At 30.9% G+C, this 25,903-nt stretch carries 24 protein-coding genes and 1 pseudogene; 16 read left to right on the forward strand and 9 right to left on the reverse strand.

All coding sequences use genetic code 11. The features are described 5' to 3' along the window. Positions 1–36: 36 nt before the first annotated feature. Positions 37–390, reverse strand: a complete 354-nt coding sequence (locus RH82_RS05895; protein WP_034059018.1) for a 4Fe-4S dicluster domain-containing protein — start codon at positions 388–390, stop codon at positions 37–39. A 76-nt stretch (positions 391–466) separates the two neighbouring features. Between RH82_RS05895 and RH82_RS05900 the strand changes: the two genes are divergently transcribed. From RH82_RS05900 to RH82_RS05940, 9 genes are all read left to right on the forward strand, one after another. Next, a complete protein-coding gene (locus tag RH82_RS05900; RefSeq protein ID WP_034059063.1) occupies positions 467–1,525 on the forward strand; it encodes an acyl-CoA reductase in 1,059 nt (352 codons plus the stop codon). A 128-nt stretch (positions 1,526–1,653) separates the two neighbouring features. Then, positions 1,654–2,715, forward strand: coding sequence for a 3-phosphoserine/phosphohydroxythreonine transaminase (gene serC, locus RH82_RS05905; RefSeq protein ID WP_034059019.1), 1,062 nt, complete (start codon positions 1,654–1,656; stop codon positions 2,713–2,715). 107 nt (positions 2,716–2,822) lie between these two features. Continuing rightward, complete coding sequence (locus tag RH82_RS05910; RefSeq protein ID WP_034059021.1) at positions 2,823–3,785, forward strand: D-2-hydroxyacid dehydrogenase; 963 nt, start codon at positions 2,823–2,825, stop codon at positions 3,783–3,785. Between the two features lie 115 nt (positions 3,786–3,900). After that, complete coding sequence (locus tag RH82_RS05915; RefSeq protein ID WP_034059023.1) at positions 3,901–4,551, forward strand: DUF937 domain-containing protein; 651 nt, start codon at positions 3,901–3,903, stop codon at positions 4,549–4,551. A 115-nt stretch (positions 4,552–4,666) separates the two neighbouring features. Further along, on the forward strand, positions 4,667–5,104 hold the full coding sequence (locus tag RH82_RS05920) for a DUF6146 family protein (RefSeq protein ID WP_034059024.1): 438 nt from the start codon (positions 4,667–4,669) through the stop codon (positions 5,102–5,104). A gap of 29 nt (positions 5,105–5,133) precedes the next feature. Then, on the forward strand, positions 5,134–5,628 hold the full coding sequence (locus tag RH82_RS05925) for a DUF6787 family protein (protein ID WP_034059025.1): 495 nt from the start codon (positions 5,134–5,136) through the stop codon (positions 5,626–5,628). Beyond that, positions 5,629–5,961: a hypothetical protein gene (locus RH82_RS05930; protein ID WP_241148012.1), complete on the forward strand. Its 333-nt coding sequence runs from the start codon at positions 5,629–5,631 to the stop codon at positions 5,959–5,961. It abuts the gene before it with no gap. Positions 5,962–6,029: 68 nt separating this feature from the next. After that, positions 6,030–8,255, forward strand: coding sequence for a TonB-dependent receptor (locus RH82_RS05935; RefSeq protein WP_034059027.1), 2,226 nt, complete (start codon positions 6,030–6,032; stop codon positions 8,253–8,255). 150 nt (positions 8,256–8,405) lie between these two features. Then, entirely contained in the window at positions 8,406–9,170 is a 765-nt protein-coding gene (locus RH82_RS05940; RefSeq protein ID WP_034059030.1) for a CDP-alcohol phosphatidyltransferase family protein, read from the forward strand. A 54-nt stretch (positions 9,171–9,224) separates the two neighbouring features. Here RH82_RS05940 and bcp read toward each other — a convergent pair whose 3' ends face one another. Then, positions 9,225–9,680 (reverse strand): thioredoxin-dependent thiol peroxidase, encoded by a 456-nt coding sequence (bcp, locus tag RH82_RS05945; RefSeq protein ID WP_034059031.1) that lies wholly within the window; start codon positions 9,678–9,680, stop codon positions 9,225–9,227. A 136-nt stretch (positions 9,681–9,816) separates the two neighbouring features. Between bcp and RH82_RS05950 the strand changes: the two genes are divergently transcribed. Together RH82_RS05950 and RH82_RS05955 are read left to right on the forward strand one after the other, a co-directional pair. Then, complete coding sequence (locus RH82_RS05950; RefSeq protein ID WP_034059033.1) at positions 9,817–10,473, forward strand: endonuclease III domain-containing protein; 657 nt, start codon at positions 9,817–9,819, stop codon at positions 10,471–10,473. 244 nt (positions 10,474–10,717) lie between these two features. Further along, positions 10,718–11,266 (forward strand): hypothetical protein, encoded by a 549-nt coding sequence (locus RH82_RS05955; RefSeq protein WP_034059034.1) that lies wholly within the window; start codon positions 10,718–10,720, stop codon positions 11,264–11,266. 229 nt (positions 11,267–11,495) lie between these two features. Here the strand turns inward: RH82_RS05955 and RH82_RS05960 are convergent, their stop codons facing one another. Continuing rightward, positions 11,496–12,080 carry an RNA polymerase sigma factor gene (locus RH82_RS05960; RefSeq protein ID WP_034059066.1) on the reverse strand — a complete coding sequence of 195 codons (585 nt, stop codon included), beginning with the start codon at positions 12,078–12,080 and terminating at the stop codon, positions 11,496–11,498. A gap of 232 nt (positions 12,081–12,312) precedes the next feature. On the opposite strand from RH82_RS05960, the gene uvrA reads away from it, so the two are divergent. The 3 genes and pseudogenes from uvrA to RH82_RS18350 form a co-directional block, all read left to right on the forward strand. After that, entirely contained in the window at positions 12,313–15,099 is a 2,787-nt protein-coding gene (gene uvrA / locus RH82_RS05965) for an excinuclease ABC subunit UvrA (RefSeq protein ID WP_034059036.1), read from the forward strand. A gap of 4 nt (positions 15,100–15,103) precedes the next feature. Next, positions 15,104–15,697 carry a hypothetical protein gene (locus tag RH82_RS05970; RefSeq protein ID WP_034059037.1) on the forward strand — a complete coding sequence of 198 codons (594 nt, stop codon included), beginning with the start codon at positions 15,104–15,106 and terminating at the stop codon, positions 15,695–15,697. A 367-nt stretch (positions 15,698–16,064) separates the two neighbouring features. Beyond that, positions 16,065–16,306: pseudogene (locus tag RH82_RS18350) on the forward strand (hypothetical protein); the annotation flags it as partial. Positions 16,307–16,317: 11 nt separating this feature from the next. Here RH82_RS18350 and RH82_RS05975 read toward each other — a convergent pair. Beyond that, positions 16,318–17,382, reverse strand: coding sequence for a DUF3667 domain-containing protein (locus tag RH82_RS05975; RefSeq protein ID WP_034059067.1), 1,065 nt, complete (start codon positions 17,380–17,382; stop codon positions 16,318–16,320). Positions 17,383–17,566: 184 nt separating this feature from the next. Between RH82_RS05975 and RH82_RS05980 the strand changes: the two genes are divergently transcribed. Next, the gene (locus RH82_RS05980; RefSeq protein ID WP_034059038.1) at positions 17,567–18,310 is read left to right on the forward strand and encodes a hypothetical protein; all 744 of its coding nucleotides are present in this window, start codon (positions 17,567–17,569) and stop codon (positions 18,308–18,310) included. An 80-nt stretch (positions 18,311–18,390) separates the two neighbouring features. Here the strand turns inward: RH82_RS05980 and RH82_RS05985 are convergent, their stop codons facing one another. Next, the gene (locus tag RH82_RS05985; protein WP_034059040.1) at positions 18,391–19,002 is read right to left on the reverse strand and encodes a DEAD/DEAH box helicase; all 612 of its coding nucleotides are present in this window, start codon (positions 19,000–19,002) and stop codon (positions 18,391–18,393) included. Positions 19,003–19,128: 126 nt separating this feature from the next. Between RH82_RS05985 and RH82_RS05990 the strand changes: the two genes are divergently transcribed. Next, positions 19,129–20,175 carry a hypothetical protein gene (locus RH82_RS05990; RefSeq protein WP_034059042.1) on the forward strand — a complete coding sequence of 349 codons (1,047 nt, stop codon included), beginning with the start codon at positions 19,129–19,131 and terminating at the stop codon, positions 20,173–20,175. A 115-nt stretch (positions 20,176–20,290) separates the two neighbouring features. On the opposite strand, the gene RH82_RS05995 is transcribed toward RH82_RS05990, so the two are convergent. The 4 genes from RH82_RS05995 to RH82_RS06010 form a co-directional block, all read right to left on the reverse strand. Further along, positions 20,291–21,745, reverse strand: coding sequence for an oligosaccharide flippase family protein (locus RH82_RS05995; protein WP_034059043.1), 1,455 nt, complete (start codon positions 21,743–21,745; stop codon positions 20,291–20,293). Between the two features lie 22 nt (positions 21,746–21,767). Next, a complete protein-coding gene (locus RH82_RS06000) occupies positions 21,768–23,033 on the reverse strand; it encodes a glycosyltransferase (RefSeq protein WP_034059044.1) in 1,266 nt (421 codons plus the stop codon). Positions 23,034–23,131: 98 nt separating this feature from the next. Beyond that, the gene (locus RH82_RS06005; RefSeq protein WP_034059046.1) at positions 23,132–25,603 is read right to left on the reverse strand and encodes a YfhO family protein; all 2,472 of its coding nucleotides are present in this window, start codon (positions 25,601–25,603) and stop codon (positions 23,132–23,134) included. 30 nt (positions 25,604–25,633) lie between these two features. Further along, complete coding sequence (locus RH82_RS06010) at positions 25,634–25,888, reverse strand: DUF4834 family protein (RefSeq protein ID WP_316930900.1); 255 nt, start codon at positions 25,886–25,888, stop codon at positions 25,634–25,636. Positions 25,889–25,903 lie beyond the last annotated feature (15 nt).

Raw genomic sequence — 25,903 nt, forward strand, 5'->3', positions numbered from 1 at the left:
CTTTTTTAATATTATTACTTGTATATTATCAATCATTTAGCCATCAGGATGCATAAATTTCTGTTTTCCTAACAACACCTCTTCAGTTTCTACATGCTCGTCGTCAGGTACACAACAGTCTACAGGACAAACTGCTGCACATTGTGGCTCCTCATGAAATCCAACACACTCTGTACATTTACCTGGAACAATATAATAAACTTCATCACTTATAGGCTCTTGCGCTTCGTCTGCATCTACAGCCTTACCATCTGTAAGTACGATATTACCTTCTAAGCTTGTTCCGTCTTTATATCTCCAATCATCTGCTCCTTCATAAATTGCAGTATTTGGGCATTCTGGCTCGCATGCTCCACAATTTATACATTCGTCTGTTATAATAATTGCCATAGTAGTTATTTTATTTAGTTTGCGTAAATTTGCAATTGCAAAAATAACGACTAAACAAGTATTACGCAAGTATAGAATGGAATTACAACAAAGAATTATCGCTTTCGCAAAATTAGGAGCTTTTATTAGTCAATTTTCAATAGAAGAATTTGAGAAACAAGACAATATTCCACATAATGATTTATTTTTCGATGGCTTTAAACATCAAATAAAATTAGCACAAGAATACAATGGTTGGTTTACAAAAGCTAATATTATTTTTTCTCTTAATGGATGGTCTAAATCCTTAACTAAAAATCAATTAACAAAATGGACATCAGCTTATAACTTCAACAATAATTCTACTCAAAGTGTAGCTATTATTATGGCAGGAAATATTCCGTTGGTTGGTTTTCACGATTTCATATCAGTCTTAATTTCTGGTCATTCAGTTATAGTAAAGCAATCTTCTAATGATAAACATTTATTGCCTTTTCTAGCTAAATATTTAGAACATGTAGAACCCAATTTTAAAGGAAAGATAAAGTTTACAGAAGGTCAATTAGAAAATTTCGAAGCAGTAATTGCTACGGGAAGCTCTAATACTGCGCGCTATTTTGAATATTATTTCAAAAACAAGCCTTCAATTATTAGAAAAAACAGAAATTCTGTATCTGTACTTTCTGGAAGCGAAACTAAAGAAGAACTCGAGAACCTGTCTGAAGATATTTTTAGATATTACGGTCTAGGTTGTAGAAATGTTTCTAAACTATTCTTACCAAAAGACTATAATTTCGATTCTTTTTTTGAAGCCATATATAAATGGCATCCAATAATAAATGAAGCGAAATACGCTAATAATTACGATTATAATAAAGCTGTTTATATTATGAGTGAATTTGATATGCTTGAAAATGGTTTTCTTATGATTAAAGAAGACAAAAGCTTTGCGTCGCCAATAGCTACAGTGTTTTATGAATTTTACAGTGATACAGAAACACTTCAGAATACATTAAAAAACGAATCAGACAACATACAATGCATAGTGGCTAATGGTTTCACAGAAAATGAAATCCAATTTGGGCACACTCAAAAACCAGAACTTTGGGATTATGCAGATAATGTAGATACTATTGCTTTTTTATTAAAATTATAACCGATAAATTATCATATTAATAACAAAAAAACGTTCATTATTTAGCACCTTTGTAATCTTGAAATTTAAATCATTTTTTTACTAAAAATGAATAATTAATAGATACTGAAAAATAAATTCAGCATACCATGAGAAGACACAATTTTAGCGCAGGACCTTGCGTATTACCTAAAGAAGTAATTTTAAAAGCTTCAGAAGCCTTATTAGATTTCGATAACGGATTATCTTTAATAGAAATCTCACACAGAAGTAAACCTTTTGTAGATGTAATGGAAAAAGCAAGAGCTTTAGCATTAGAACTTTTAGGATTAGAAGGTAAAGGCTATAAAGCTTTGTTTTTACAAGGTGGAGCTAGCACACAATTTTTAATGGTTGCGCTTAATTTATTAGAAAAACGTGCTGGATATTTAAATACAGGAACTTGGAGTGACAAAGCCATAAAAGAAGCAAAAATATATGACGATGTGTACGAAGTAGGTTCATCTAAAAATGCTAACTACAATTACATTCCTAAAGGCTACGATGTGCCTTCTGATTACGATTATCTTCATGTTACTTCAAACAATACTATTTTTGGTACGCAAATGAAGAGTTTTCCAAAAGTAGATATTCCTTTAGTTTGCGATATGAGTAGTGATATTTTCTCTCGTACATTAGATTTCTCTCAATTCGATTTAATATATGCAGGGGCTCAAAAAAATATGGGTCCCGCAGGAACAACTTTAGTTGTAATAAAAGAAGATGTTCTAGGTCAAGTATCTCGCAAAATTCCATCGATGATGGATTACAAATCACATATTGAAAAAGGAAGTATGCTTAATACACCTCCTGTTTTCGCAGTTTATACTTCTATGCTAACTATGCAGTGGTTAAAAGATCTAGGTGGTATTAAAGCTATAGAAAAAGAAAACGAGAAGAAAGCAATTGTAATGTATTCTGAAATTGATTTAAATCCGCTTTTTAAAGGCTATGCCGCTAAAGAAGACCGATCTAAAATGAATGCAACTTTTACTTTAGAAAACGAAAACCTTAAAGACACCTTTGAAGCCATGGTTCAAGAAGCTGGTATTAATGGTATAAATGGACATAGAAGTGTTGGCGGTTACAGAGCATCAATGTATAATGCTTTATCACTTGATAGTGTAAAAGTATTAGTTGAAGTTATGAGCGAGCTGGAAAGTAAAGCTTAATCCATACGCAATCCTTCCAATAAAAAGGAGGAACTGTTAGAAAATAAATATTAACTAAAATTCACCCTGAAAAAGCCCTTTCCCTTGGAAAGAGTTGGGATAGAAAAATGAAAGTATTAGCAAACGATGGTATTTCGCAAAGCGGAATTAACGCTTTAGAAAGCGCAGGATTTGAAGTTTCAACAACAACGGTCGCACAAGAGCAATTGGCAAACTATATTAACGAAAACAAAATTAGCGTTGTTTTGGTGCGTAGCGCAACAACGGTAAGAAAAGAAGTTATTGATGCTTGTCCAGATTTAAAGATTATTGGTCGTGGCGGTGTTGGTATGGATAATATAGATGTAGATTACGCACGCGATAAAGGACTGCATGTCATTAATACTCCAGCAGCTTCTTCACAGTCTGTTGCAGAATTAGTTTTTGCCCATCTTTTTACCGGTGTTCGTTACCTATACGATTCTAATAGAAACATGCCATTAGATGGTGATACTCAATTTAAAAAATTAAAGAAAAATTACGCGAAAGGTATTGAACTAAGAGGTAAGACACTTGGTATCATTGGTTTTGGTCGTATTGGTCAAGAAGTTGCTAAAATAGGTTTAGGTGTTGGTATGAAAGTAATTGCCGCAGATAAATTTATGGATGCTGCAGATGTTGCTGTTACATTTTTCGATGGCCAATCAGTACACTTCAATATTAAAACGCAACCAATGGATGACGTTTTAAAACAATCAGACTTTGTTACGCTTCATGTACCTGCACAAAAAGATTATGTAATTGGTAAAGCACAATTTGATCTCATGAAAGATGGTTCTGCAATTATAAATGCCGCTCGTGGTGGTGTTGTAAATGAAGTTGAATTAGTTAAGGCATTAGATAGTGGTAAAGTTGCATTTGCAGGTTTAGATACGTTTCAAGATGAACCAACTCCTGCTGTTCAAGTACTAATGAATCCAAAAATATCATTAACGCCTCATATTGGAGCAGCAACTAACGAAGCTCAAGATCGCATTGGTGTTGAATTAGCAACACAAATAAAAAACTTGCTACTCAACGATAAAAACTAACTGTTTATCCGTATAATTTCGAAATAAAACAAAATGCAAAGCCTTAATATTAACGTTAAGGCTTTTTTTTGTGTACCTTTTCAAAACAATAATAACTTAAAACAATATTAAAAGAATGTCAGGGATTTTAGATTTATTAGGAAGTGATTTAGGGAAATCAATAATTAGTGGTGTTGCTGGATCTACAGGACAAGACGAAGGAAAAACAAGCGGCTTATTAAGCATGGCTTTACCTGTTTTAATGAAGGCAATGGAACGTAATGCATCTACTCCAAAAGGAGCAGAAGTACTTATGGGAGCAATTCAAGGAAAACACAATGGTAATATCTTAGATAACCTTGGTGGTTTATTTGGTGGTGGCGTAAATGAAGAAGTTAAGCAAGATGGTAATAATATATTAGGTCACATATTAGGAGATAAAAGAACGGGTGTAGAACAAGTTTTAGGACAAAAAGCTGGTATGGATTCTGGAGCAGTTGCTGATATATTAAAAGTTGCTGCACCAATTTTAATGGGTGTTTTAGGAAAACAAGCTAGTCAAAACAAAGTAAGTTCTGCAGGAGATCTAAGTGGTTTGCTTGGTGGTTTACTTGGTGGTGGCAGTAATTCAGGACCAGTTACTCATGAGCAAACTTTTCTTGAAAAAATGTTAGATAGCGATGGAGATGGCAGCATTATTGATGACGTTGCTGGAATGTTCTTAAGACAAGCGACTCAGGGAAAAGGTGGAATTGGAGGCATATTAGGAGGCCTTTTCGGAAAGTAAATTTTATTGTACTTTGAAATAATATATATAAAAGAGTCAAACTAAGGTTTGGCTCTTTTTGTTTATAATGCTAATACTAAGCTTAATAATTCGTATTTTTATAAAAATAAAATTCATGAAAAACGCGCTCTTTTTAGTTACTATTATAGCAATGGTTTTCGCTTGTAGCTCTGCAAAAGAAAGTACAACACAAAAAAATCAAGCCGTTCAAGTAAAAAAAGGAGATACCATTAGAATTTCGGGAGACAACCTTGAGTATGATGTCATAATTATAGAACCTGGTTTTGGATCATACCTCTCTTCTACTGCTAAACCAGAAGGGTTTTACACTCAAAGCTTTATGGAGAGTAGAAACATACGTTTTGTTCAAGAATGGAACAGACGCGTATTAATGCCTTCACGTTTCAATTCAAATTTATACGAAATGGAAATTAATTATAGGCAAGGTATAAATTATGGCTACGATGTTAATTATAAAATGTATAATTACTTTATTTATTTTCAAAATAGGTACAACCAAAATCTTTTAGGCACAAGAGTTCCTCAGAATTAAATTATATTTGCAGCTTCAAATTTTAAGTAATGGAGCAATTTAAAAAACATTGGGAAATCACAAAAAACTGGCAACTACTATTTCCTTTAATAGGTTTTCTAGGTCTTTTATATTCAAGCTATAAACTAGCAGGGATATTTTTAAAAGAATACCATATCGCCTTCCAAATTATATTTGGGTTAATAATTACTTATTTCCTTTTAAAATTGGTTCTATTTCTTTTCAAAAAGTTAGAAAATAAATGGATTGTTAAGCAGCGTTGGGAAATTATAAGAATTTTTATTGTTTTTGCTATAACTGGTTCTTCTTCAATATTTGTTGGACGACCTTTTATTATGTTTTTAGGAATTACTAAAGAAAACTTAAATGCTGTTGTCTATTGGATTTTATATATTATCATTGGACTTATATTTTATCAAATTTTATTGGTAACTTTTGGTTATTTACTTGGTCAAGGTAAATTTTTCTGGGAGTTCGAAAAGAAAATGTTACGTCGTTTTGGCTTAGGTAAATTTTTAGATTAAATGGAAAATAAAACATTACATATAGTAATTAAAAGTATCGTCATGCTACTATTAGTTGCTATTGTTTTGCCTTCTGTTATTAAATTCGTACATGTTTTTGAAGACCATAAACATGAAGTGTGCACCAATACTTCAGACACTCATTTTCATGAAGTAGAGATAGACTGTGAATTTTACAAGTTTAAATTAAATACTGCATTTTCATTTATTTTAAGACCTTCAAAAATTATTTTTCATGAACTCAATTACAAAATAACAACTTCTCAATATCAATTTGTAAGCGATTTTCAGCGTTTACCATTCTCACTCCGTGGACCACCGCATTTAATTTAATAGTCGTTTTTTTAAGTTGAATAAACTATTTTATTCAGCAACATTACTTTTAAATTAAAATAATAAATATGAAATATCTTATTATAGTGGCTACATTTTTAGCAACTAATTGCTTATTAGCACAACATAGTATTACAGGTTCTATTACCAATAATGAAACTCAAGAACCTTTAGAGTTTGTAACCATTTATTTTGCACAACTCGAAAAAGGTACAACAACAAATAGCGAAGGATTATTTAGTCTTTCTGGATTACCAGAAGGTAATCAAACCATTATTTTTTCAATGATTGGTTTTGAAACTATTTCTAAAACTGTAAATCTCCCTTTAGATAGTGATTTAAAAATTACTCTTAATCCTTCAGCAATAGAAATGGAAGAACTCATTATCTCAACTCCTTTTCATAAATTACAGCGTGATAATGTTATGAAAGTAGAGCGCGAAAGCATGACTACTTTAAGACAAAATGGAGCTGTAACTTTAGCTGATGGTATAACATCAATAGCAGGCGTAGAAAGTATTTCTACAGGACTAAGTATTGGAAAACCAGTAATACGTGGATTAAGTTCTAATCGTGTATTAATGTATGCGCAAGGTGTTAGATTAGAGAACCAGCAATTTGGTGGCGAACATGGATTGGGAATAAATAGCTCTGGAGTTGAGAGCATAGAAGTTATAAAAGGACCCGCTTCTCTACTCTATGGTAGCGATGCACTTGGTGGTGTATTATACATTAACCCTGAACGTTTTGCTGTTCAAAACACTACAGCTGCAGATTTTAACGCAAACTATTTTAGCAATACCAAAGGCTATAGTACAAATGCAGGTTACAAAGCGTCTTCAGACCATTTTAAATTTCTGTTTAGAGGAAGTCTCGCAGAACATTCAGATTATAACACTGAAAATTATCGTGTTACCAATTCGCGCTTTAGAGAACAAGATTTTAAAGCAGGTTTAGGCTATCAAAAAGAGGGTTTTAAAACCGAATTCCGCTACAATATTAATCATTCAAAATTAGGATTACCAGAAGAAATTGGTGAACAATCTACAGCTAGAACACCCTTATTACCATATCAAGATTTAACAAATCATATTTTTAGTTCTAAATCTAAAGTTTTTTTTAATAATTCGAGCTTAGATGTAAGCCTAGGTTACACGTATAATGACAGAAAAGAATTTGAAGAACACCATGGCGATGAAGAACATGAGGAAGAAGCTCATGAAGATGAAGAACAGGAAGACGAGATAGTAGCTGCTGCGTTACATATGAAGCTAAAAACAGCAAATTATAATATTAAATATAATTTGCCTACACTTGGAAAGTTTGAAACAATCGTTGGCATACAAGGTATGCACCAAATCAATACAAATTATGGTGAAGAGCAATTAATTCCAGATGCAACTACTAACGATTTTGGTGTTTTAGCAACTTCACACATTCATTTTGATAAAGTAGATGTGCAATTAGGAGCACGTTTCGATAAAAGAAACATTAATGTTTTAAATGGCTTTACAAGAGATTTTAATAGTATAAATGGTGCTATTGGGGCAAAAACAAATCTGACAAAGAATATTGTTGCCAGATTAAATGTAGCTTCAGGTTTTAGAGCACCAAATTTAGCAGAACTTACTAGTTTTGGTTCTCACGAAGGGACAAACCGATTTGAAATTGGAAATATTGATTTGGAAAACGAACAAAATTTTCAATCAGATTTAGCCTTAGAGTACAAAAATGATCATATTGAAATTTTCGCAAATGGCTTTTACAATAGTATAAATAACTATATTTATTTAACTCCAAATGGTACTTTTGTTGATGGCGATCCCGTATTTAACTATTTGCAACAAAATGCTAATCTATATGGTGGAGAAATAGGTTTACACTTGCATCCACATCCTTTAGACTGGCTGCATTTCGAATCTAGTTTTGAGACTGTAACTGGAAAGCAAGATAATGGTGATTATTTGCCTTTAATACCTGCTAACAGTTTAACAAATACTATTCGCATAGAATTTAATAAAAATTGGATTACTAAAGGTTATACTTTTGTTACACTAAGAAACACGTTTACGCAAAACAACGTAAGCGATTTTGAAACGCCTACAGATAACTTTGCTTTACTAAGCTTTGGTTTTGGTGGTGATTTTAGAGTATTTAACAAACAATTGTCTTTCTCTGTAGCTGGCACTAATTTAACTAATAAAAGCTATATCAATCATTTATCACGCTTAAAGGGTGATGGTATATTTAATATTGGTCGTAATATTAGCCTTGGGTTTAGTTATAAGATATAAAATTAAATAAAAGCCAATGGCATTAAAATAATATTATTGGCTTTTATTGTTTTAACTATTAAAGTAATCAATAGTCTTGTTGTATCTTTGCAATCCTTAATACAATACAAAACCTGGTATATTCCGCAGTACAGATTTCTATGAAAAAAAATGTCCAAACTACCAAAGGAGCATAAATTTATTGATCTTTCAGATTACGGAAGACCTATAGCAAGAGTCATTGCAAACGCTTTAAAAAACACCTCTTTCACACCTATTCATGTTACTATAGGATTTATAATTTCTGGGTTAATAGCCATTTATTGTATACTTAATAATAGTTATTGGCTAGCTGCATTTTTTCTAATTTTAAAATCAATTTTAGATGCTGCAGATGGAGAATTGGCTCGTGTTAAACAAACACCATCTTACACGGGACGGTTTTTAGATTCTGTTGCGGATATAATTTTAAATTTTTTCATTTTTATTACAATTTGGTATGTAACAGATACTAATATTTGGCTTACTCTTTTAGCCTTTTTAGGCTTACAATTACAAGGAACGCTATACAATTACTACTATGTTATTTTAAGAAACAAGTTCGATGGAGACACTACTAGTCGTGTGTTTGAAGATAAAACACCAATAGCATTAAAAGGAGAAAAGCAAAAGCATGTAAACGTACTTTTTAGATTATATAAAATTCTTTATGGTGTTTTTGATAGTATTATTTACAAACTAGACCATAATGCTAGCAAAGGCAAAATATTCCCTAATTGGTTGATGATGAGTATTTCAACTTTTGGATTAGGATTTCAATTACTAATTATTGCTGTCCTATTGGTTTTAGGCTTTAAACAATTTATTATTCCATTCTTTTTAATTTACACCTTAATGGTTTTCGTCTTTATAAGTATTAGAAAAGTTTTCTACTAAAAAAACACTCCTAAAAAAGAGTGTTTCATTTATACATTTATTTATTTCGTTATGCTATAAATCAAGAATTTGCGCAGCATGATCTTTAGTCTTTACTTTATCTATAACATGAGCTACTACTCCATTTCCGTCTACTAAAAAGGTTTTTCTATGGATGCCATCGTACTCTTTACCCATAAACTTTTTTAATCCCCAAACTCCAAAAGCTTCAATAACTTCTTTGTTTTCGTCTGCTAATAAAGGAAATGGGAATTTATATTTAGCCTTAAAATTGGCTTGTCTTTTTTCACTATCCGCACTCACTCCTAAAACCTCATAACCTTTATCTTGTAACGTTTTGTAATTATCTGTTAAATTGCAGGCTTCTGCTGTACAACCAGGCGTACTCGCTTTTGGGTAAAAGAAGACTACTAATTTCTTTCCTTTATAATCCTTTAAAGACACTGGGTTTCCATCTTGATCGTTTACTGTAAAATCTGGAACTTTATCTCCTTGTTTTAATGTATTCATTTTTTCTTTTATTTTTATAATTTGGTGAAATGTAATTCACTTAACAACAATTTTTATCGGTACTTAAAATTATTAGTTATGCTCATTTCATAGTTGTAATTTTGATTTTATTTCTTTCATACCAAAAATACAACTAATGACTAAACAAGAAAAGGTGGATTTTGTTATAAATACGTTAAATACATTATATCCGGAAATTCCTATTCCATTAGATCATAAAGACCCATACACATTATTAATTGCTGTCTTATTATCAGCACAATGTACAGATGTTCGTGTAAACAAAATTACACCTCTACTCTTTGCTAAAGCGGATAATCCACACGATATGATAAAAATGAGTGTTGAAGAGATAAAATCCATTATTAGACCTTGTGGATTATCACCAATGAAAAGTAAAGGCATTCATGGATTGTCTCATATTCTTTTAGACAAACATAATGGAGAAGTACCACAGAGTTTTGAATACTTAGAAGAACTTCCTGCTGTTGGACACAAAACGGCAAGCGTTGTAATGTCTCAAGCTTTTGGCGTGCCTGCTTTTCCTGTAGATACACATATTCACAGATTAATGTATAGATGGAATTTAACAAATGGAAAAAATGTTACGCAAACAGAAAAAGATGCGAAACGACTATTCCCAAAAGAGACTTGGAACGATTTACATCTTCAAATTATTTGGTATGGTAGAGAGTATTCTCCAGCTCGTGGTTGGGATTTAGACAAAGATATTATTACTAAAACTATAGGAAGAAGTACTGTTTTAAAAGATTATGAAAAATCTAGGAAGTAGAAGAATACAAAATTGATTTTCAATAAACATTTAAAAATAAGGTTTAATGAAAATCATATAAGTTGAATTACAGTAGTTCGTCTTTTTCTAGAAACCATACAAGTTTAGCTAAAATCAAACCCACATTCCTACAACTGAAAGAAGGAGCTTAAAACAAGAATATTTAGTATTACTTTAAAACCTTGTATTAATAACAAGAAACTAAAACGGTCTAATAGTTGATGTATAGAAGAAAATCTAATCCATGAAAAACCATCTTGTAATTTTTGTTTTGGCGCTATTGATTTCTTCTTGTATACCTGTAAAAATTGCACCGGATATTGAAAATTATAAAATAGTAGTAGCAAAGAAGTTTAAAAGGAAGCTACCAAAAACGACATCGTTTGTATTTAATGACCCAAAAGATGATGGAGCGTTTTACGATTATTTAAATGCGAAATTTGATTTAAAACACATAGATGTTGGAGCTAATATCCCTTTTAAATTACACAACAAAACTTATTATTTGTCGTACAGCGAAACAGAAAGAGAAACGAAAACTGTTAATTTACCATTCGTTATTATAGATGCTAAAAGAGAATCTAGTGGTAACTCTAAACTTTTTGAAGACAACTACACTGCAAGAAAAGGAAAATGGTATATTTTACTTACCGTTTACGACGATAATTTAAAAAACTGCTTAAAACCGGAATATTCAAATAGTAACAAAGTGATTACCCATTTAGAAGCGCTTAGAAAAGAATATTTAAGAACGCAAAACTATTTAGAATTACAATTCAAAAAAAAATCCTAATTATATAATAATCAGGATTTATTAGTCTAATTCAGAAGTGCTTCAAACTTCATTTTTTTATAACTTATAACACTTAAAGCCTTGGAGTAATTAAGAATGAAACTAATGGTTTCATCTTTTGGGATCATTTTTTTGTTTGTTTTAGAATTTTCAGAGTAAATTTTTGCCATGTATTTGTTTTGTTTATTCAAATAGATAACGCAATATTTACTATAATATTGTACAACCATTAATTAGTCAATATAATATTATGTTTTTCTATTACTTTACGCATATTAATTAAGGCATAACGCATACGCCCTAATGCTGTATTAATGCTAACTCCCGTACGTTCAGAAATTTCTTTAAAGCTCATGTCTTGATACATTCGCATTACTAAAACTTCCTTTTGGTCGTCTGGTAACTCTTCAATTAGGCGTCTAACATCCGCTTCAACTTGATCTTTAATAAGGGCTTTTTCAGCATTTAAACTCGTATCACTCAATACAGAAAAAATACTAAAATCTCCACTGTTTTGAAACTTAGGCATACGATTATTTTTTCTAAAATGATCGATAACCAAATTATGAGAAATACGCATAACCCAAGGTAAAAACTTACCTTCTTCGTTATATTTCCCTCTTTTAAGCGTACGAATAACCTTGATAAAGGTGTCTTGAAAAACATCTTCAGCAACATCTCTATCATAAACTTTTGAATAGATAAAGCTATAAATACGTTGTTTGTGTCTTTTAATTAAAACTTCTAAGGAAGATTCGTCGCCTTTCATGTAACTACTAACTAAAGTAGCGTCCGAGATAAGTTCTTGTCGCATAATCATTACTTTTTAAAGCAGAAGTTAAGGCTCCAGCTTGGGTTAATTAATTTAAAAAGTAATATTATGATATAGGCTTAACAATTAGTTTATTAATATTGAGGTAAATATAACAACAAACATTCCTAAAAAACAAAAAAAAATTAATTTTTAACATTTTATTACACAATAATCTTTTTTATAAGCTCCATTTTAAGTGTTATCTTTGTTCCTATTTTAGATCAAAACACTTATGAACACTAAGCTTTCCGAGGCAAACCCTAAACACAACATCATTATAAAGGGTGCAAGATTGCATAACTTAAAAAACATCGATGTTGTAATACCAAGAAATAAATTGGTAGTTATAACAGGTTTATCTGGTTCTGGAAAGTCTAGTTTAGCATTCGATACATTGTATGCTGAAGGCCAAAGACGCTATGTCGAAAGTCTTTCTAGTTATGCTCGACAGTTTTTAGGACGTTTAAATAAACCGAAAGTAGATTATATAAAAGGCATTGCGCCTGCTATTGCAATTGAGCAAAAAGTAAATTCTACTAATCCGCGTTCAACCGTTGGCACAACAACAGAAATTTACGATTATTTTAAATTATTATTCGCTAGAATTGGAAGAACATATTCACCTGTTTCTGGACAAGAAGTAAAAAAAGATAATATTACAGATGTTCTAAATTATGTAAAATCTATAGCTGACGGCGAAAAACTCCTCCTACTCGCTCCTATTCATCTAGAAGAAGGTCGTGAAATGAGTGACAAACTTAAAGCATTAAATGCACAAGGTTATGCCAGAATTCAGGCCAATGGAGAAGTAATACGTTTAGATAAAGCGAAAGGTATTACCGAAAAAACAAAAGACCTTTTTTTAGTTGTAGATAGAATTATCACCAAAAATGACGAAGATTTCTTCAATAGATTAGCAGATGCCATTCAAACTGCATTTTTTGAAGGTAAAGGAGAATGTTTTATCGAACAATTAAACGATAATACTAAACGACAGTTTTCTAATAAATTTGAATTGGACGGTATTACCTTTTTAGAACCAAATGTTCATCTGTTTAGTTTTAATAATCCTTATGGTGCATGCCCTAAGTGCGAAGGTTATGGCGATGTTATTGGTATTGATGATGATTTAGTAATTCCAAATACAGCATTATCTGTTTACGAAAACGCTATTTTTCCTTGGAGAGGAGAAAGCATGAGCTGGTATCGCGATCAATTGGTAAATAACTCTCATAAATTCGAATTCCCAATTCACAAACCTTATTTTGAATTAACTAAAAAAGATCAAAATCTAATTTGGACTGGAAACAAATATTTTGAAGGTCTAAATTCATTTTTTACTGCGTTAGAAAGTAAAGCCTATAAAATTCAAAACCGAGTAATGCTATCACGTTACAGAGGAAAAACAAAATGTAAAGCTTGTAGTGGAAAACGTTTAAGACCAGAAGCTAATTATGTAAAAATTAGCAATTTCACTTTAACAGATTTGGTTGAAATGCCTCTAGATAAGCTAGGTGTTTTCTTTAAACAATTAAAACTTAACGATCACGATACTACTATTGCAAAACGTTTATTAAAAGAAATTGAAAACCGTTTAGCTTTTTTATCTAATGTTGGTTTAGATTATTTAACCTTAAATAGAAAGTCGAATACATTATCTGGTGGAGAAAGTCAGCGAATTAATTTAGCAACATCTCTAGGCAGCAGCCTTGTTGGATCAATGTACATTCTAGACGAACCTAGTATTGGCTTACACCCAAAAGATACCGAAAGATTAATCTTGGTATTAAAAGCACTAAGGGATTTAGGAAATACAGTAATTGTTGTAGAACATGATGAAGATATCATGAAAGAAGCCGACGAGATTATTGATATTGGACCAGAAGCAGGAACTTTTGGTGGTCACGTAGTTGCTACAGGAACGTTTGAAGACATTATAGCATCAGATTCGTTAACTGCTCAATATTTGAATGAAACACTAAAAATTAAGGTACCTAAGAAACGACGCACTTCTAAATATAGTATTGAAATAAAAGGTGCTCGTGAAAACAACTTAAAAAACATAGATGTTAGCTTTCCTTTAGGCATGTTAACTGTAATCACTGGAGTTTCAGGAAGTGGAAAAAGTACTTTAGTAAAGAAAATATTATTTCCTGCAATCTCAAAAAAACTTACTGGGTTTGGAGATAAACCTGGTCAGTTTTCAGAATTAAAAGGAAACTTTAGTAATATTAAACATATTGAGTTTGTAGATCAAAATCCTATTGGTCGTTCATCAAGATCAAACCCAGTAACTTATATAAAGGCATACGATGATATTCGCGCACTTTACAGCAAACAAAAACTAAGTATTATTAGAAATTATGCAGCAAAACATTTTAGTTTTAATGTAGATGGTGGACGTTGTGAAACCTGTAAAGGAGAAGGACAAGTAACTATAGAAATGCAATTTATGGCAGATGTTCATTTAGAGTGTGAAACCTGTAAAGGCAAACGTTTTAAAAAAGAAGTGCTTGAAGTGACTTTTGCAGATAAAAACATTGATGATATACTAAACATGACCATCGACGACGCTATTTCTTTTTTTGATGCTAATCACGTTACTAAAATAAAAACCAAATTACAACCTTTGCAAGATGTAGGTTTAGGTTATGTTACTCTTGGTCAAAGCTCTTCTACGCTATCTGGTGGAGAAGCACAGCGTATTAAGTTAGCGTCATTTTTAGGAAAAGGGAACACTAAAGAAACAGCCCTATTTATTTTTGATGAACCTACAACTGGATTGCATTTTCATGATATACAAAAATTATTAAAATCTTTTAATGCCTTAATTGAAAAAGGGCATTCTATAATTGTAGTAGAACATAACCTTGAACTCATTAAATGTGCTGATCATATTATAGATTTAGGTCCAACAGGTGGAGAATATGGTGGACAACTAGTTGCTTTTGGCACACCTGAAGAAATTGTACAAATTAAAGCTTCAGAAACTGGGAAATATTTAAAGGAAAAACTGTAGTCTATTGGATATTGAAAACATAAAAAGAAACACCGCTGTAACTCCTATTTCTGAAGGTGGATCTAATTTTGAAACACATGTACTTTATAAAAAAACCAATAACAAATTTCTTATAAAGCCTAGTATTGGTTTAGCATTATTCACAAGTGCTTTTACACTCTTTAGTACTTGTTTTACAAGTTTCCCTCTGTATAGCTTAATAACAAGCAATACTGATAAATGGGAGTTTAACCAAATTTGGTTTGTAGGCTTTGGATTGTTGTTTTTCTGTTTTAGTTTGTATTTATTATTTAATTACTTTTCACCACATGGTTTTGATAAAACAACTAATCTCTATTACAGAGGCTATAAAAATATTTCATCTAAAACAGATGCAATCATAAAATTAAACAACATTGTAGCATTACAGATAATTGGAGAAACTATAATAGATGAAGATAGCAGATTTAAAAGTTTCGAGTTGAATATTGTATTAAAAAATGGGGATAGAATTAATGTAGTAGATCATTCAAATCTTTCTGGAATTATTGATGATTCCAAAACGCTAAGTAAATTTCTAAGCATTCCTATTTGGCACGCAGAGTCTAATAAGGCATGAAAGCAAATAATTCAACAAAAATTACGAATAAAAAAACTACAATTTAAAAAAAAAATTTCCAAAAACAGATTTTAAAATGCTTACAAACAAAGATTGTTTCGTAATTTTTAAAACAGTGCTTCACAAATAAAAAACAACTACAAAACTAAACACAATAACTCCTGCTATTATTGCTGCAGGAAAAATAACCTGTTAGACATAAAAGCTTTAAAAGAGAGCCTTAAAACCAAACTTGTTAGAAAAATCTTTTCAATGCCAGAAAAAGACAAATAATGATTGATACTGCAATTAACCAATCTATCCAATCTATTGTTTATACAATAAAATCAGCTATTAGAATTAGGCTAAATACGTTAAATAAGTCTGTTTTATTTTTGTTGAGCCTACAACTGAATTGCATTTTCCTGATATACAAAAACTATTAAAACCTTTTAATGCCTTAATTGAAATAGAGCATAACCTTGAACTTATTAAATGTGCAAATCATATTATAGATTTAGGTCCAACAATTGGGAATATGGTGGACAACTAGTTGCTTTTGGCACACCAGAAGAAATTGTACAAATTAAAACTTCTGAAACCGGGAAGTATTTAAAGAAAAAACTTTAAGGCTTTTGTTTTTAATAATTATAAAACGAGAATAATAAAAGTAATGGCACTGCCACTAAAAATATTAACATGAAGTATATAAATGTTATAAACCCTGTTTTTATAAAACTTACAAACCAACCTTTATCATAAAATCGCTTTATTGAAATTAGCAAATAAATAAATGTAGACAAACAAAGTATCCAAACTACGGGAATTGGCACTTGCCAAATAAAATTTACCATTAATATTAAGCTAAAAACAGTAAACAAAAACGAAAAGAAGTAAAAACTAAATACCAAATGATGAGCATAAGTTCCGCGTTTAAAAAAGAATATCTTAAGTAGAAAAGCAAAAACCGGTAATAAGAAAAACAAAAGAATTGGTATGGTTGCAATTGCTGTTAAATACATAGATCCTAAATCACGTTTTTTATAAAAACGCAGCATCTGTGCATAGAATTTTTTCTTAACACTACCCGCATCTTCAGCCATTCCCATAGCTTTATAGATCGTTTCATTAGGTGCACTTACCGTTATTAAAGAATCGAGTTTTAAAATATCAAAATCCAAAGACAAATTATCCTTTTTAGCCTCTTTTTTTATTAACGAATCTAGTTTTGCTACATTTTTAAGATCCTCTTCTCCAAGCAAATTTTGATCTTTTAAGGACTTTAAAACATTGTTTTTTAGATTTAAAGAATCTAAAACCTTTGCTACATCAATAGACTCAATTACTGGCGCTTCTAAGTTTTCCTTTTTTGCAACTTCATCTAAACTTTTTTTATGTTCAGTTGCCGAAAATTGAAACAAAAAGAAAAATACCACAGAAATAAATAAATACATTTGTGCTGGATGCAAATACAGTAAGCGTTTGCCTTCAATAAATTTTCTTGCTAAATAACCAGGTTTAATTAATAGCGGAATAAAACTTTTAAAAAACCGAGCATCAAAAGAAAAATAATTACTAATTGTGTTATAAAATAACAAACTAATAGTCAACTCATCTTTATCTTTTTGCCCACAATGTGGACAAAACTCATAAGCTTCAAAAAATGGTTGCTCACAATTTTTACAGTTTTTAATTTCTTTAGGCATGAAATAGTTGTTTGTAAGTATAAAAATAGGAAAAACAATCCACATAACAAGTAACTTAAACCACCACCAAAACAACACCTAACAACTTTGGCACGTGAATTGAAAGTATATAGACATATTGCGAAGGCTACAAAGCCATTCCAAATCGTTTGGAAGTTCGTATAAAATCTAAAACCGTAATACTATGAAAAAATTAGTACTATTATTTACAGGTTTGTTAATTGGATTAACAACAGTAACAGCAGCAGAGAAATTTGAATCTGTAATCCAGACACAAGGTCTTGATATAGCAGGTGAAGATTTAACAAGTAATCGCTACAATTATTACACACAACCAATTCAGTTTACTGAACGTGGTGTTGAATTTTTAATATTTCCAGATGGAACTTTCGATTTTAACACACATATTGAAGACAACCATTATGATCATGGTTACGGCAATGGGTATTACAGACGATCAAACACAAGAAGACGTTCTATAAATAGCACATATGGTGCTCCAAGAACGCTTGTAAAATACACAAGACCAAGAACTAGAGGAATACTAATTACTCACGATACTAGCGGTAAAGTTAGACGTATTGGTAATGTGTTTGTAAACTACAACCGTATTGGACAAGTTAGACGTTTAGGTAGTGTATATATAAGATATAACCGTAGAGGTGTTTTAACTCAAGTTGGCGGTTTACAATTAAAATACAACAGACGAGGGCAATTAATAAGACTTATTGGTCAAGTAAACTTCCATAATCAAGGTTGTGGTATTTGTGGCGGATCATCCTGTTCTACAAACCATTTCGATTACGCTCATCAACAAGATAACGATTGGGGTAACGATTGGGATAATGATGACGACCATTATTATTACAAGAAAAATGGAAAAGTTAAAAAGCAGAAAAAAAATAAAAAATTGAAGAAAAAAAAGTAATACTTTCTAAATTATATAAATTGAAAAATCCCACAGACTACGGTTTGTGGGATTTTATTTTATAAATAAGTGTTCAATTACTAAACCTTTATAATTTGTGAAGGATACATAAACGTTTCTTCAAAACGTTTTAACCTTGGGCTTAATTTTTCAGCAAAAACAAGGTATTGACATTTGTCTATACTTTCTGGAATACGATTAATCGCAGCAAAATACAAGCCTTTCTCAGCAAATTCCGCATCTTCTAAAACGTATAACTTTAATTGGCTTAAATCTAAACTATTCAACAAATACAATTTATTTAAACGTTTTGGAGTGGCAATTAAAATATCTTGTCCGTAATAAATTTCTTCGCGTTGTTGGTCTAACGTTTGCTCGTCGTAAGCTGTATAAATTCTAAGTGTTCTCGGTTTTACAAATTTCTCGAATTCTTCTTTAAGTTTTAGAGCTTGAATTTTGGTCTCTACTAAAATTAAAGCACGTGGAGCATCTCCTTCTGCTTTACATTTTAGTTTTTGCATTACACTAATAATAATAGCCGTTGTTTTTCCGCAGCCTTTACTACCAATACAAAAAACGTTTGCTCCTCCCTTTATTATGGGTAATGCCTTTTTTTGTAATGGTGTTGGTGCTTCAAATTTATTAATCTCTAAAGCTTCTAAAATTTCTGGATTTAATTTTTTAAAAGACATATTTACTTGCTTAATTTAAGAATAACGCGAAACTACGTGTTATTCTTCAGTTTACAAAACTACACCGTTTCCGTTTTGGCACGATGCTTGCATTTTAGCTAGTATTCAATCTTAAACACAAACATTATGAAACACTTAATCTATTTATTTTCAGCTTTACTTCTAACGAGTTTTACTGTAAATGCAGACGACACTAACAATCTGAACACTTTAGAAACCAATACTTCCACTTCTTATAGAGGTTATGGAAAGTCCTTTATTTTTAATGAGCAAAGTATCGAGTTTTCAATATATGCCGATGGGCAATTTGATTTCCACATACCTAATTATGGACCGAGAATAAATACATCAATTGGTAATCAAAATGTAAATATTAGCTTTAACTCTGGTTACGATTATGGTTCTTATGTGCAATATGACGAATTTGGAGCCATTATTCAAATTGAAAATACACCTATATTTTACGATTATTATGGAAGAATTAGCCAAGCTGGCAATGTTCGAATAAACTATAACAATAGAGGTTATGTTAATAGTGTTGGTGGATTATTTGTTCATTATAATAGATTTAATGCCTTCGATTATTGCACCGGTTACATAAATATTTATAACAGAGCTTATGTTTTTAGATCTTGGCATAGATATTATGCAGTACCTAATTACAACTACTGCGTCGTTTTTAATAGACCTTACAGACAATATTATAGTCCTATTCGTTACAGATATGATAGACCGTATGCTAACAATTACAGACGTACGACTGCTGTTGCAAGCCGAAGAGGAAATACAGTATCAAGAAACAGAAGTTATGCTTCTAGAACAAAAGGAAGAACTCGTGTAGCATCTACACCAAGAACTAGAACAGGGAACACTATTACTACTTCTGCGCCTAGAACACGTACTAGAAATAATACGACTACGTCTACTCCAAGAACAAGAGCACTTGCAACTACATCTACACCAAGACCGAGTAGAAATGTAACGACTAGAAACACAAGGACTAGAAATAGTAGTGCAAGCACACCAAGAACGCGTGCCAATAGAACGGTAAAAAGTAGTGCTCCAAGAAATCAAAAAAGAGTAGCAACTACAAGTAAAAAAACAAAATCAAGAACGTCTAGACCTTCATCAAGTTCAAAACGTTCGTCGTCTAGAAATAAATCTAGCCGTTAACAAAGTATAATTAAATAGTTAATTAATAAATCCTGTTACTTGTCTTCCCAAAGCAAATAGCAGGTTTTTTTTATGCTGTTCTCATCTTTCGGTATAGCATTTCAATTTAGCAATACTATCGTCTCAAAAACTTATTAAGAATATAAGTAATATCTTCTGAAAGTCTAAAGCGATAGACTAATAGACCATAGATAGCAGTTACTAAAACTGACTTTAAAAGAATATTTAAAATAGGATGAAAACTAAATTCCCAAAAGTAAAATGAAACTGATAGGACAAAGATTAGTAATAATGAATACAATGTATTTACCGAAAACGGATGCATATTAAATTTTTTCTTTACATACCATACTTTTAAACTACCATATAAAAACAAGGCGAAAAATGTAGCTGAAGCTGCACCTTTAATACCATAAGTAGGAATTAATATATAATTAAGAATGACTGCTACAATAATAATCAACACACCAAAAAAGAGAAGAATTCTATAATAGTTTGAATTAAAAATAATAGCGTTATTAATACCCAAAAGATTATCTATCAACTTTACAATTGAAATTAGTATCACTACAAATAAAGCCTGACTATAATCTACTGGTAAAAAGGTGTATAATTGATTGACATTTACAATAATTAAAGTAAAAATCAACCCGCTAACTATAACAAGTGTTATGGAAGACTTCTCATACAATTTTATAAGTGAAACAGTGTCATTCTCATTTATAAACTTTGCAGTTAAGGGATATGTGATTTGATGCATCGCCCTAGCAGGAACAGCAATTACAATAGCTATAAAAGTAGCTACATTATAATAGGCTATGTTCTTTATTTCAATAAACTTACCCAACATTGTTTTATCTAAATCAAGCATAAGCATAGCCACAGAACCAGCGATAATAATAAGGCAACTATATTTTAAAACTGAAGAAACATCGAAATTAAATTTAAAATCGAGTCTTGGAAATCTTAAACTAAAAGCATAAAATTTCATTATCAACATTCTAGCGATGTAAACTATTGCAAACGCAATAATAAATTGTTCTACAGTAATTAATTTATAATGTACTTCTAAAAGTAATATGAATATGCACACCCGATGAAATACCTCTTTCATTACGTTACCAAATACACTCTTAAAATGAATTTTACTCCAAGCAAAAAACACTTCAAAATAAGCCATTGCTACGGCAATAATATAAATTAAGTAAGTGTAATCTTTTATAATTGCATTCTCTGAAGACAACCAATTACTAATAGACTCATAAGCCATAACACCAATAAAACCTATAGGTATTATGGCTAGTAACGGTAAAAACAGCATTAATGTTAAAAAACTATTTTGCTGTTTTTTAGTTTTGTAAGACGAATAAAATTTAACCATCGTATTACCAACACCAAACATAAAAAAAGGCATCATAACATTAGCTGTAGAAAGCAAGTATCCAACTAAACCATAATATTCATCGGTTAAAAAATTGGTATAGAGAAATAATGTGTTTATGGCACCAATACCAAAACCTAAATAGGTTGTGATAGTGTTTTGAATAGACTGTTTAATTACAATTCCCATACTTTAAAATTCCAAAAATCTATTAATTTAGTATCACCTTCGATAAATTTTTTGTTAAATTCTCTCTACTATATTGGTATACTCCTATTGGGTTTACTTTTAGATTTCCATTTTTATAAGCTTCAAAATGAGTTGAGATTTTCATTTTTAATGTATTCAAAGCATCATAATAAAAATAATCGCCTGTATTCGTTTTATTAATTATATTCTCGACATCAGAGCCAGAAGGTCCAATAGCAATTATAGGTCTATTAGAAACCATGTACTCAAACAATTTTCCAGGAATAATAGCTTTAGTATCTTCAGAATCTATTTCTACCAATAATAAAACTTGTGATTTCTTTTGATATATAATAGATTCAATATGTGAAACATATCCTATATTATTTAAATATTTAGTTAAACTATATTTCTCTATTGATTTAATAATTTCTGCTCCAACTAATCCAATTAAATTAAGTCTAAAGTGTTTTTCAAAATCTTTGTTTTCTGAAACTAATTCTTGTAATGCTTGCCATAAAATTTCTGGATTACGTTGAGATAAAAACGAACCTATATGGGCTAAAGTAAATTGTTTATCTAATACTTTACAACTATTGGTTTCTACATCATAACCATTTGTAATCACTTCAATTGGTTTCTGGGTTAACCTTTGAAACTCTTTTTTAGTGACGTTACTTGTAACAATAACAGTATCTGCATTATTGAGCACTTCGCTTTCAAGTTTTTTGTGTATCTTTTTAGCTACCTGAGTTAACTTTAATTGTTTATGGTAACCAATTGTTGTCCAAGGGTCTCTAAAATCGGCAATCCAATTAACATTCAGGTTTTGTTTTAATCTTAAACCAATAATATGTAAGCTATGTGGTGGACCAGTTGTAATTATAGTGTCTATCCCATGCTCTTTAACATAACTTGACAAATATCTCACCGAAGGATTTATCCAATTTTTTCTAGCATCTGGAATAAAAAAGTTGCCACGGACAAAAAGCATTGCCTTTTGAACTAAAGTTTGCTTTTTTTCTTCTGGAAAAATACCTTTACTAATAGTTTTGGTAGAATTTTTAGAGAAAAAGCTAGCAAGTTTATAGGGTTCGCTTATCGGTTGTTTAAGTGTTGTTATATTACTTGGTAATTCATCTAACAAACTATTATCTATTTGTGGATAAATAGGATTAGATGGATGATAAACAATGGGCTCAACACCAAATTGAGGTAAATATTTTACAAATTTCAACCAACGTTGCACACCAGGGCCTCCTGCAGGTGGCCAATAATAAACAATGATTAAAACTTTTTTTTATGCATTTGGGTTGTTTCTGGCAGAGCTTTGGAACCAAATATTAAAATTTACAGATCGTTTCCTTATACTGATAGGACTAATATTTATTGCTTTCTTCTAAAATTAAAAAACAAACCTCCTAAAACTATTAACATAAATATAATTGAACTTGCTAAAGTTATAGAACTTCCTGTTTTTACAACTTGTGGTTCAAATTTAAATTCTACAACATGGTTTCCTTTAGGAATTTCCATGCCTCGTAAAAGGTAATCTACGCGATTATAATTTGATTTTTGATTATCTATATATACATCCCAACCGTTTTTATAGTACATTTCTGAAAACACGGCATAACCATCGTTTTTGTTTTCAGATTCATACTTTATATAGTTTGGTTGATATTCTGTAACTTTAATTGATGCTAAAGAATCTACTATAAACTTGTTTTTTATAAAATCTACAGAAAGATAATCTGTAGTTACAGCATCTTTTTTAGTATTCAAATCTGCTAGAGACACTATTTCTTCGTCTGCTGAATTTAGCGCTGTCAATGTTTCTACAAACCAAGCATTTCCATTAATATCAGAATTTAAAAAAGGATAAGATTCATTACTTTCATCTTCACTAATTATATATTTAACATTTAGCATGTTAAGTATTTCTATATGTCTTGTAAACTCATAGAAATCCGAAAGCTCATCAAAACGTTTAGGCTTAGCGGCATGATATCCATTAATTGTATTATGAAAATAAGGTGCCGAATTTCCTCCATTTGTCATATCATCCACTTTTTGAGAAATAGCTCGTCCTCCACCAGAACTTACATCGTACACTCTAAAATGACCTGGCTCACTCAAAATTAATTTATCTGCTTCGTTAGGCTGAAATGGTGTTTGTACTTCTCTACTCGATACAAAGTTTTCGGTATTTACATAACGTCTATCTACTCCTACTAAATCAAAAACAATTAATAACGCAAAGACGATAACAGCTTTATTATCAGAAAGCTTCTGTTTTAAAAACATATAAATCGTAGTTGCTGAAAGTAATACTAATACTAACGAACGTAAAGTATCATTTACGAAAATAGATTTCCTATCAGCTACAATAGCATCAACAAAATCTTGACCTCTTACTTCTGCCCAATTTGCATCTCTTATACCTTCAAAACTTAATAAAGTTCCTGTATACCTAAAGATTAAAAATAACACACATAATCCAGAAGTAATTAGTGTAGCGTATTTTAAAGCTTTTTGCTTGTTTTCATTCTTCTCATAATCATTAAATAATCTCGCTAATCCAAAAACAGCTAAAAGAGGAACACATAACTCTAATAGTACTTGAATTGAAGTAACTGCCCTAAATTTATCATATAAAGGCACATAATTAATAAAGAAGTCTGTTAGTAAACCAAAGTTCTTCCCATAGGATAGCAATAATGCTAATATTGAACATGAAACTAACCACCATTTCAATCTGCCCTTTACTATAAATAATGCAAAAACAAATAAAAATAATACAACTGCTCCAATATAAGCTGGAGCTTCTACAATGGGTTGGTCTCCCCAATAAGTTGGAATTACTTTAGCTGCTTCAGAAGCTTCATAAGGTGGTACATTTCTACTTCTATAAAATTTATAAAAAGCAGACTCCTTACCTAAATCTTCTCGCATTCCACCACCTAAAAACCGTGGTATAAATAAGTTGAATGTTTCCCAATAACCATAACTATACTCTGTTATTTTATATTTAACTAAGCCAGAACTAATTTCTTTTCTTGGAGAGCCGTCTGGGTTTATAGTTAATTCAGATTTGCTACGCGTACTTTCTTTAACGTATTCTTGCGTGGCCATAATATTAGTTGCGTTTAAACCAATAGCGAGTATAACAGCAGCTAATAGAATACCAACAGCTTTAAAAAAGTGAGGCAATACTTTTTTCTTATAAGCATCAATTAAATAAACAATTCCTATAATAATGACTAAAAACATTAAATAATACGTCATTTGAAAATGATTTGCTACAAGTTCTAAGCCCATAGCCAATGCGGTAACAATAAAACCAAGAATGTATTTTTTTCTAAACGTTAGAATTATTCCGCTTAAAACCAAAGGCATATAAGCAATAGCGTGTGCTTTACTATTATGTCCTGCACCTATAATTATAATGAGATATGTAGAGAAACCAAAGGCCAAAGCGCCAAGTATAGCTAGTTTGTAATCAATCTTTAAGCATAATAATAAAATATATAAACCAACAAAATATAGGAAAAGATAATCTGCAGGTCGCGGTAAAAAACGAAGTCCCAAATCTAGACTTTTTATATAAGTATAAGGATATCTTGCTCCTAATTGATAGGTTGGCATACCACCAAACGCACTATTTGTCCAATACGCTTCTTCGCCAGTTTTGGCTTTAAAATCGAGTTGCTGCTTAGCCATACCTTTATATTGCAAAATATCACTTTGCAATATTTGTTTTCCTTGTAATACAGGACTAAAATAGGCTAAAGAAAGTATCATAAACCCTACAAACACAAGTATGTGTGGCAAGATTTTTTTTAAAGTTGATTGCATAAATAATATAATAATTCTTAAAACCGAAAATTAATCAATTTCTTCGTAATCTACATATTCACCAACCGTTTTGTTTGAAGATTTATTTTTAGGTATTTTATCTATCGAGATTTCACCTTCTTTTTTCTGAGGTTGCTGTTGTTTTTGGTTTCCAAAATCACGAAACTGACCGCCAAAACGTTCTGTCGCTTTCTTTGTGAAATACTTTAGAATTAATGGTCCAAAATATTTTGAAAGAATTTTAATTCCAAAATATATCAATAATATTGTAAATAATATTCTCAAAATAATAATCTAAAA

This window comes from Lacinutrix jangbogonensis, assembly GCF_000797445.1.
GTDB lineage: Bacteria > Bacteroidota > Bacteroidia > Flavobacteriales > Flavobacteriaceae > Lacinutrix > Lacinutrix jangbogonensis.

Bases quoted from the DNA above. Each gene is read 5' to 3' on its own strand.
- RH82_RS05990 (WP_034059042.1), top strand. From the start codon at position 19,129: ATGAAACACTTAATCTATTTATTTTCAGCTTTACTTCTAACGAGTTTT.
- RH82_RS05935 (WP_034059027.1), top strand. From the start codon at position 6,030: ATGAAATATCTTATTATAGTGGCTACATTTTTAGCAACTAATTGCTTA.
- RH82_RS05985 (WP_034059040.1), bottom strand. From the start codon at position 19,002: ATGTCTTTTAAAAAATTAAATCCAGAAATTTTAGAAGCTTTAGAGATT.
- bcp (WP_034059031.1), bottom strand. From the start codon at position 9,680: ATGAATACATTAAAACAAGGAGATAAAGTTCCAGATTTTACAGTAAAC.
- uvrA (WP_034059036.1), top strand. From the start codon at position 12,313: ATGAACACTAAGCTTTCCGAGGCAAACCCTAAACACAACATCATTATA.
- RH82_RS05955 (WP_034059034.1), top strand. From the start codon at position 10,718: ATGAAAAACCATCTTGTAATTTTTGTTTTGGCGCTATTGATTTCTTCT.
- RH82_RS05900 (WP_034059063.1), top strand. From the start codon at position 467: ATGGAATTACAACAAAGAATTATCGCTTTCGCAAAATTAGGAGCTTTT.
- RH82_RS05995 (WP_034059043.1), bottom strand. From the start codon at position 21,745: ATGGGAATTGTAATTAAACAGTCTATTCAAAACACTATCACAACCTAT.
- RH82_RS05975 (WP_034059067.1), bottom strand. From the start codon at position 17,382: ATGCCTAAAGAAATTAAAAACTGTAAAAATTGTGAGCAACCATTTTTT.
- RH82_RS05940 (WP_034059030.1), top strand. From the start codon at position 8,406: ATGTCCAAACTACCAAAGGAGCATAAATTTATTGATCTTTCAGATTAC.
- RH82_RS05950 (WP_034059033.1), top strand. From the start codon at position 9,817: ATGACTAAACAAGAAAAGGTGGATTTTGTTATAAATACGTTAAATACA.
- RH82_RS05980 (WP_034059038.1), top strand. From the start codon at position 17,567: ATGAAAAAATTAGTACTATTATTTACAGGTTTGTTAATTGGATTAACA.
- RH82_RS05910 (WP_034059021.1), top strand. From the start codon at position 2,823: ATGAAAGTATTAGCAAACGATGGTATTTCGCAAAGCGGAATTAACGCT.
- RH82_RS06005 (WP_034059046.1), bottom strand. From the start codon at position 25,603: ATGCAATCAACTTTAAAAAAAATCTTGCCACACATACTTGTGTTTGTA.
- serC (WP_034059019.1), top strand. From the start codon at position 1,654: ATGAGAAGACACAATTTTAGCGCAGGACCTTGCGTATTACCTAAAGAA.
- RH82_RS05930 (WP_241148012.1), top strand. From the start codon at position 5,629: ATGGAAAATAAAACATTACATATAGTAATTAAAAGTATCGTCATGCTA.
- RH82_RS05915 (WP_034059023.1), top strand. From the start codon at position 3,901: ATGTCAGGGATTTTAGATTTATTAGGAAGTGATTTAGGGAAATCAATA.
- RH82_RS05960 (WP_034059066.1), bottom strand. From the start codon at position 12,080: ATGCGACAAGAACTTATCTCGGACGCTACTTTAGTTAGTAGTTACATG.
- RH82_RS05925 (WP_034059025.1), top strand. From the start codon at position 5,134: ATGGAGCAATTTAAAAAACATTGGGAAATCACAAAAAACTGGCAACTA.
- RH82_RS05920 (WP_034059024.1), top strand. From the start codon at position 4,667: ATGAAAAACGCGCTCTTTTTAGTTACTATTATAGCAATGGTTTTCGCT.
- RH82_RS05895 (WP_034059018.1), bottom strand. From the start codon at position 390: ATGGCAATTATTATAACAGACGAATGTATAAATTGTGGAGCATGCGAG.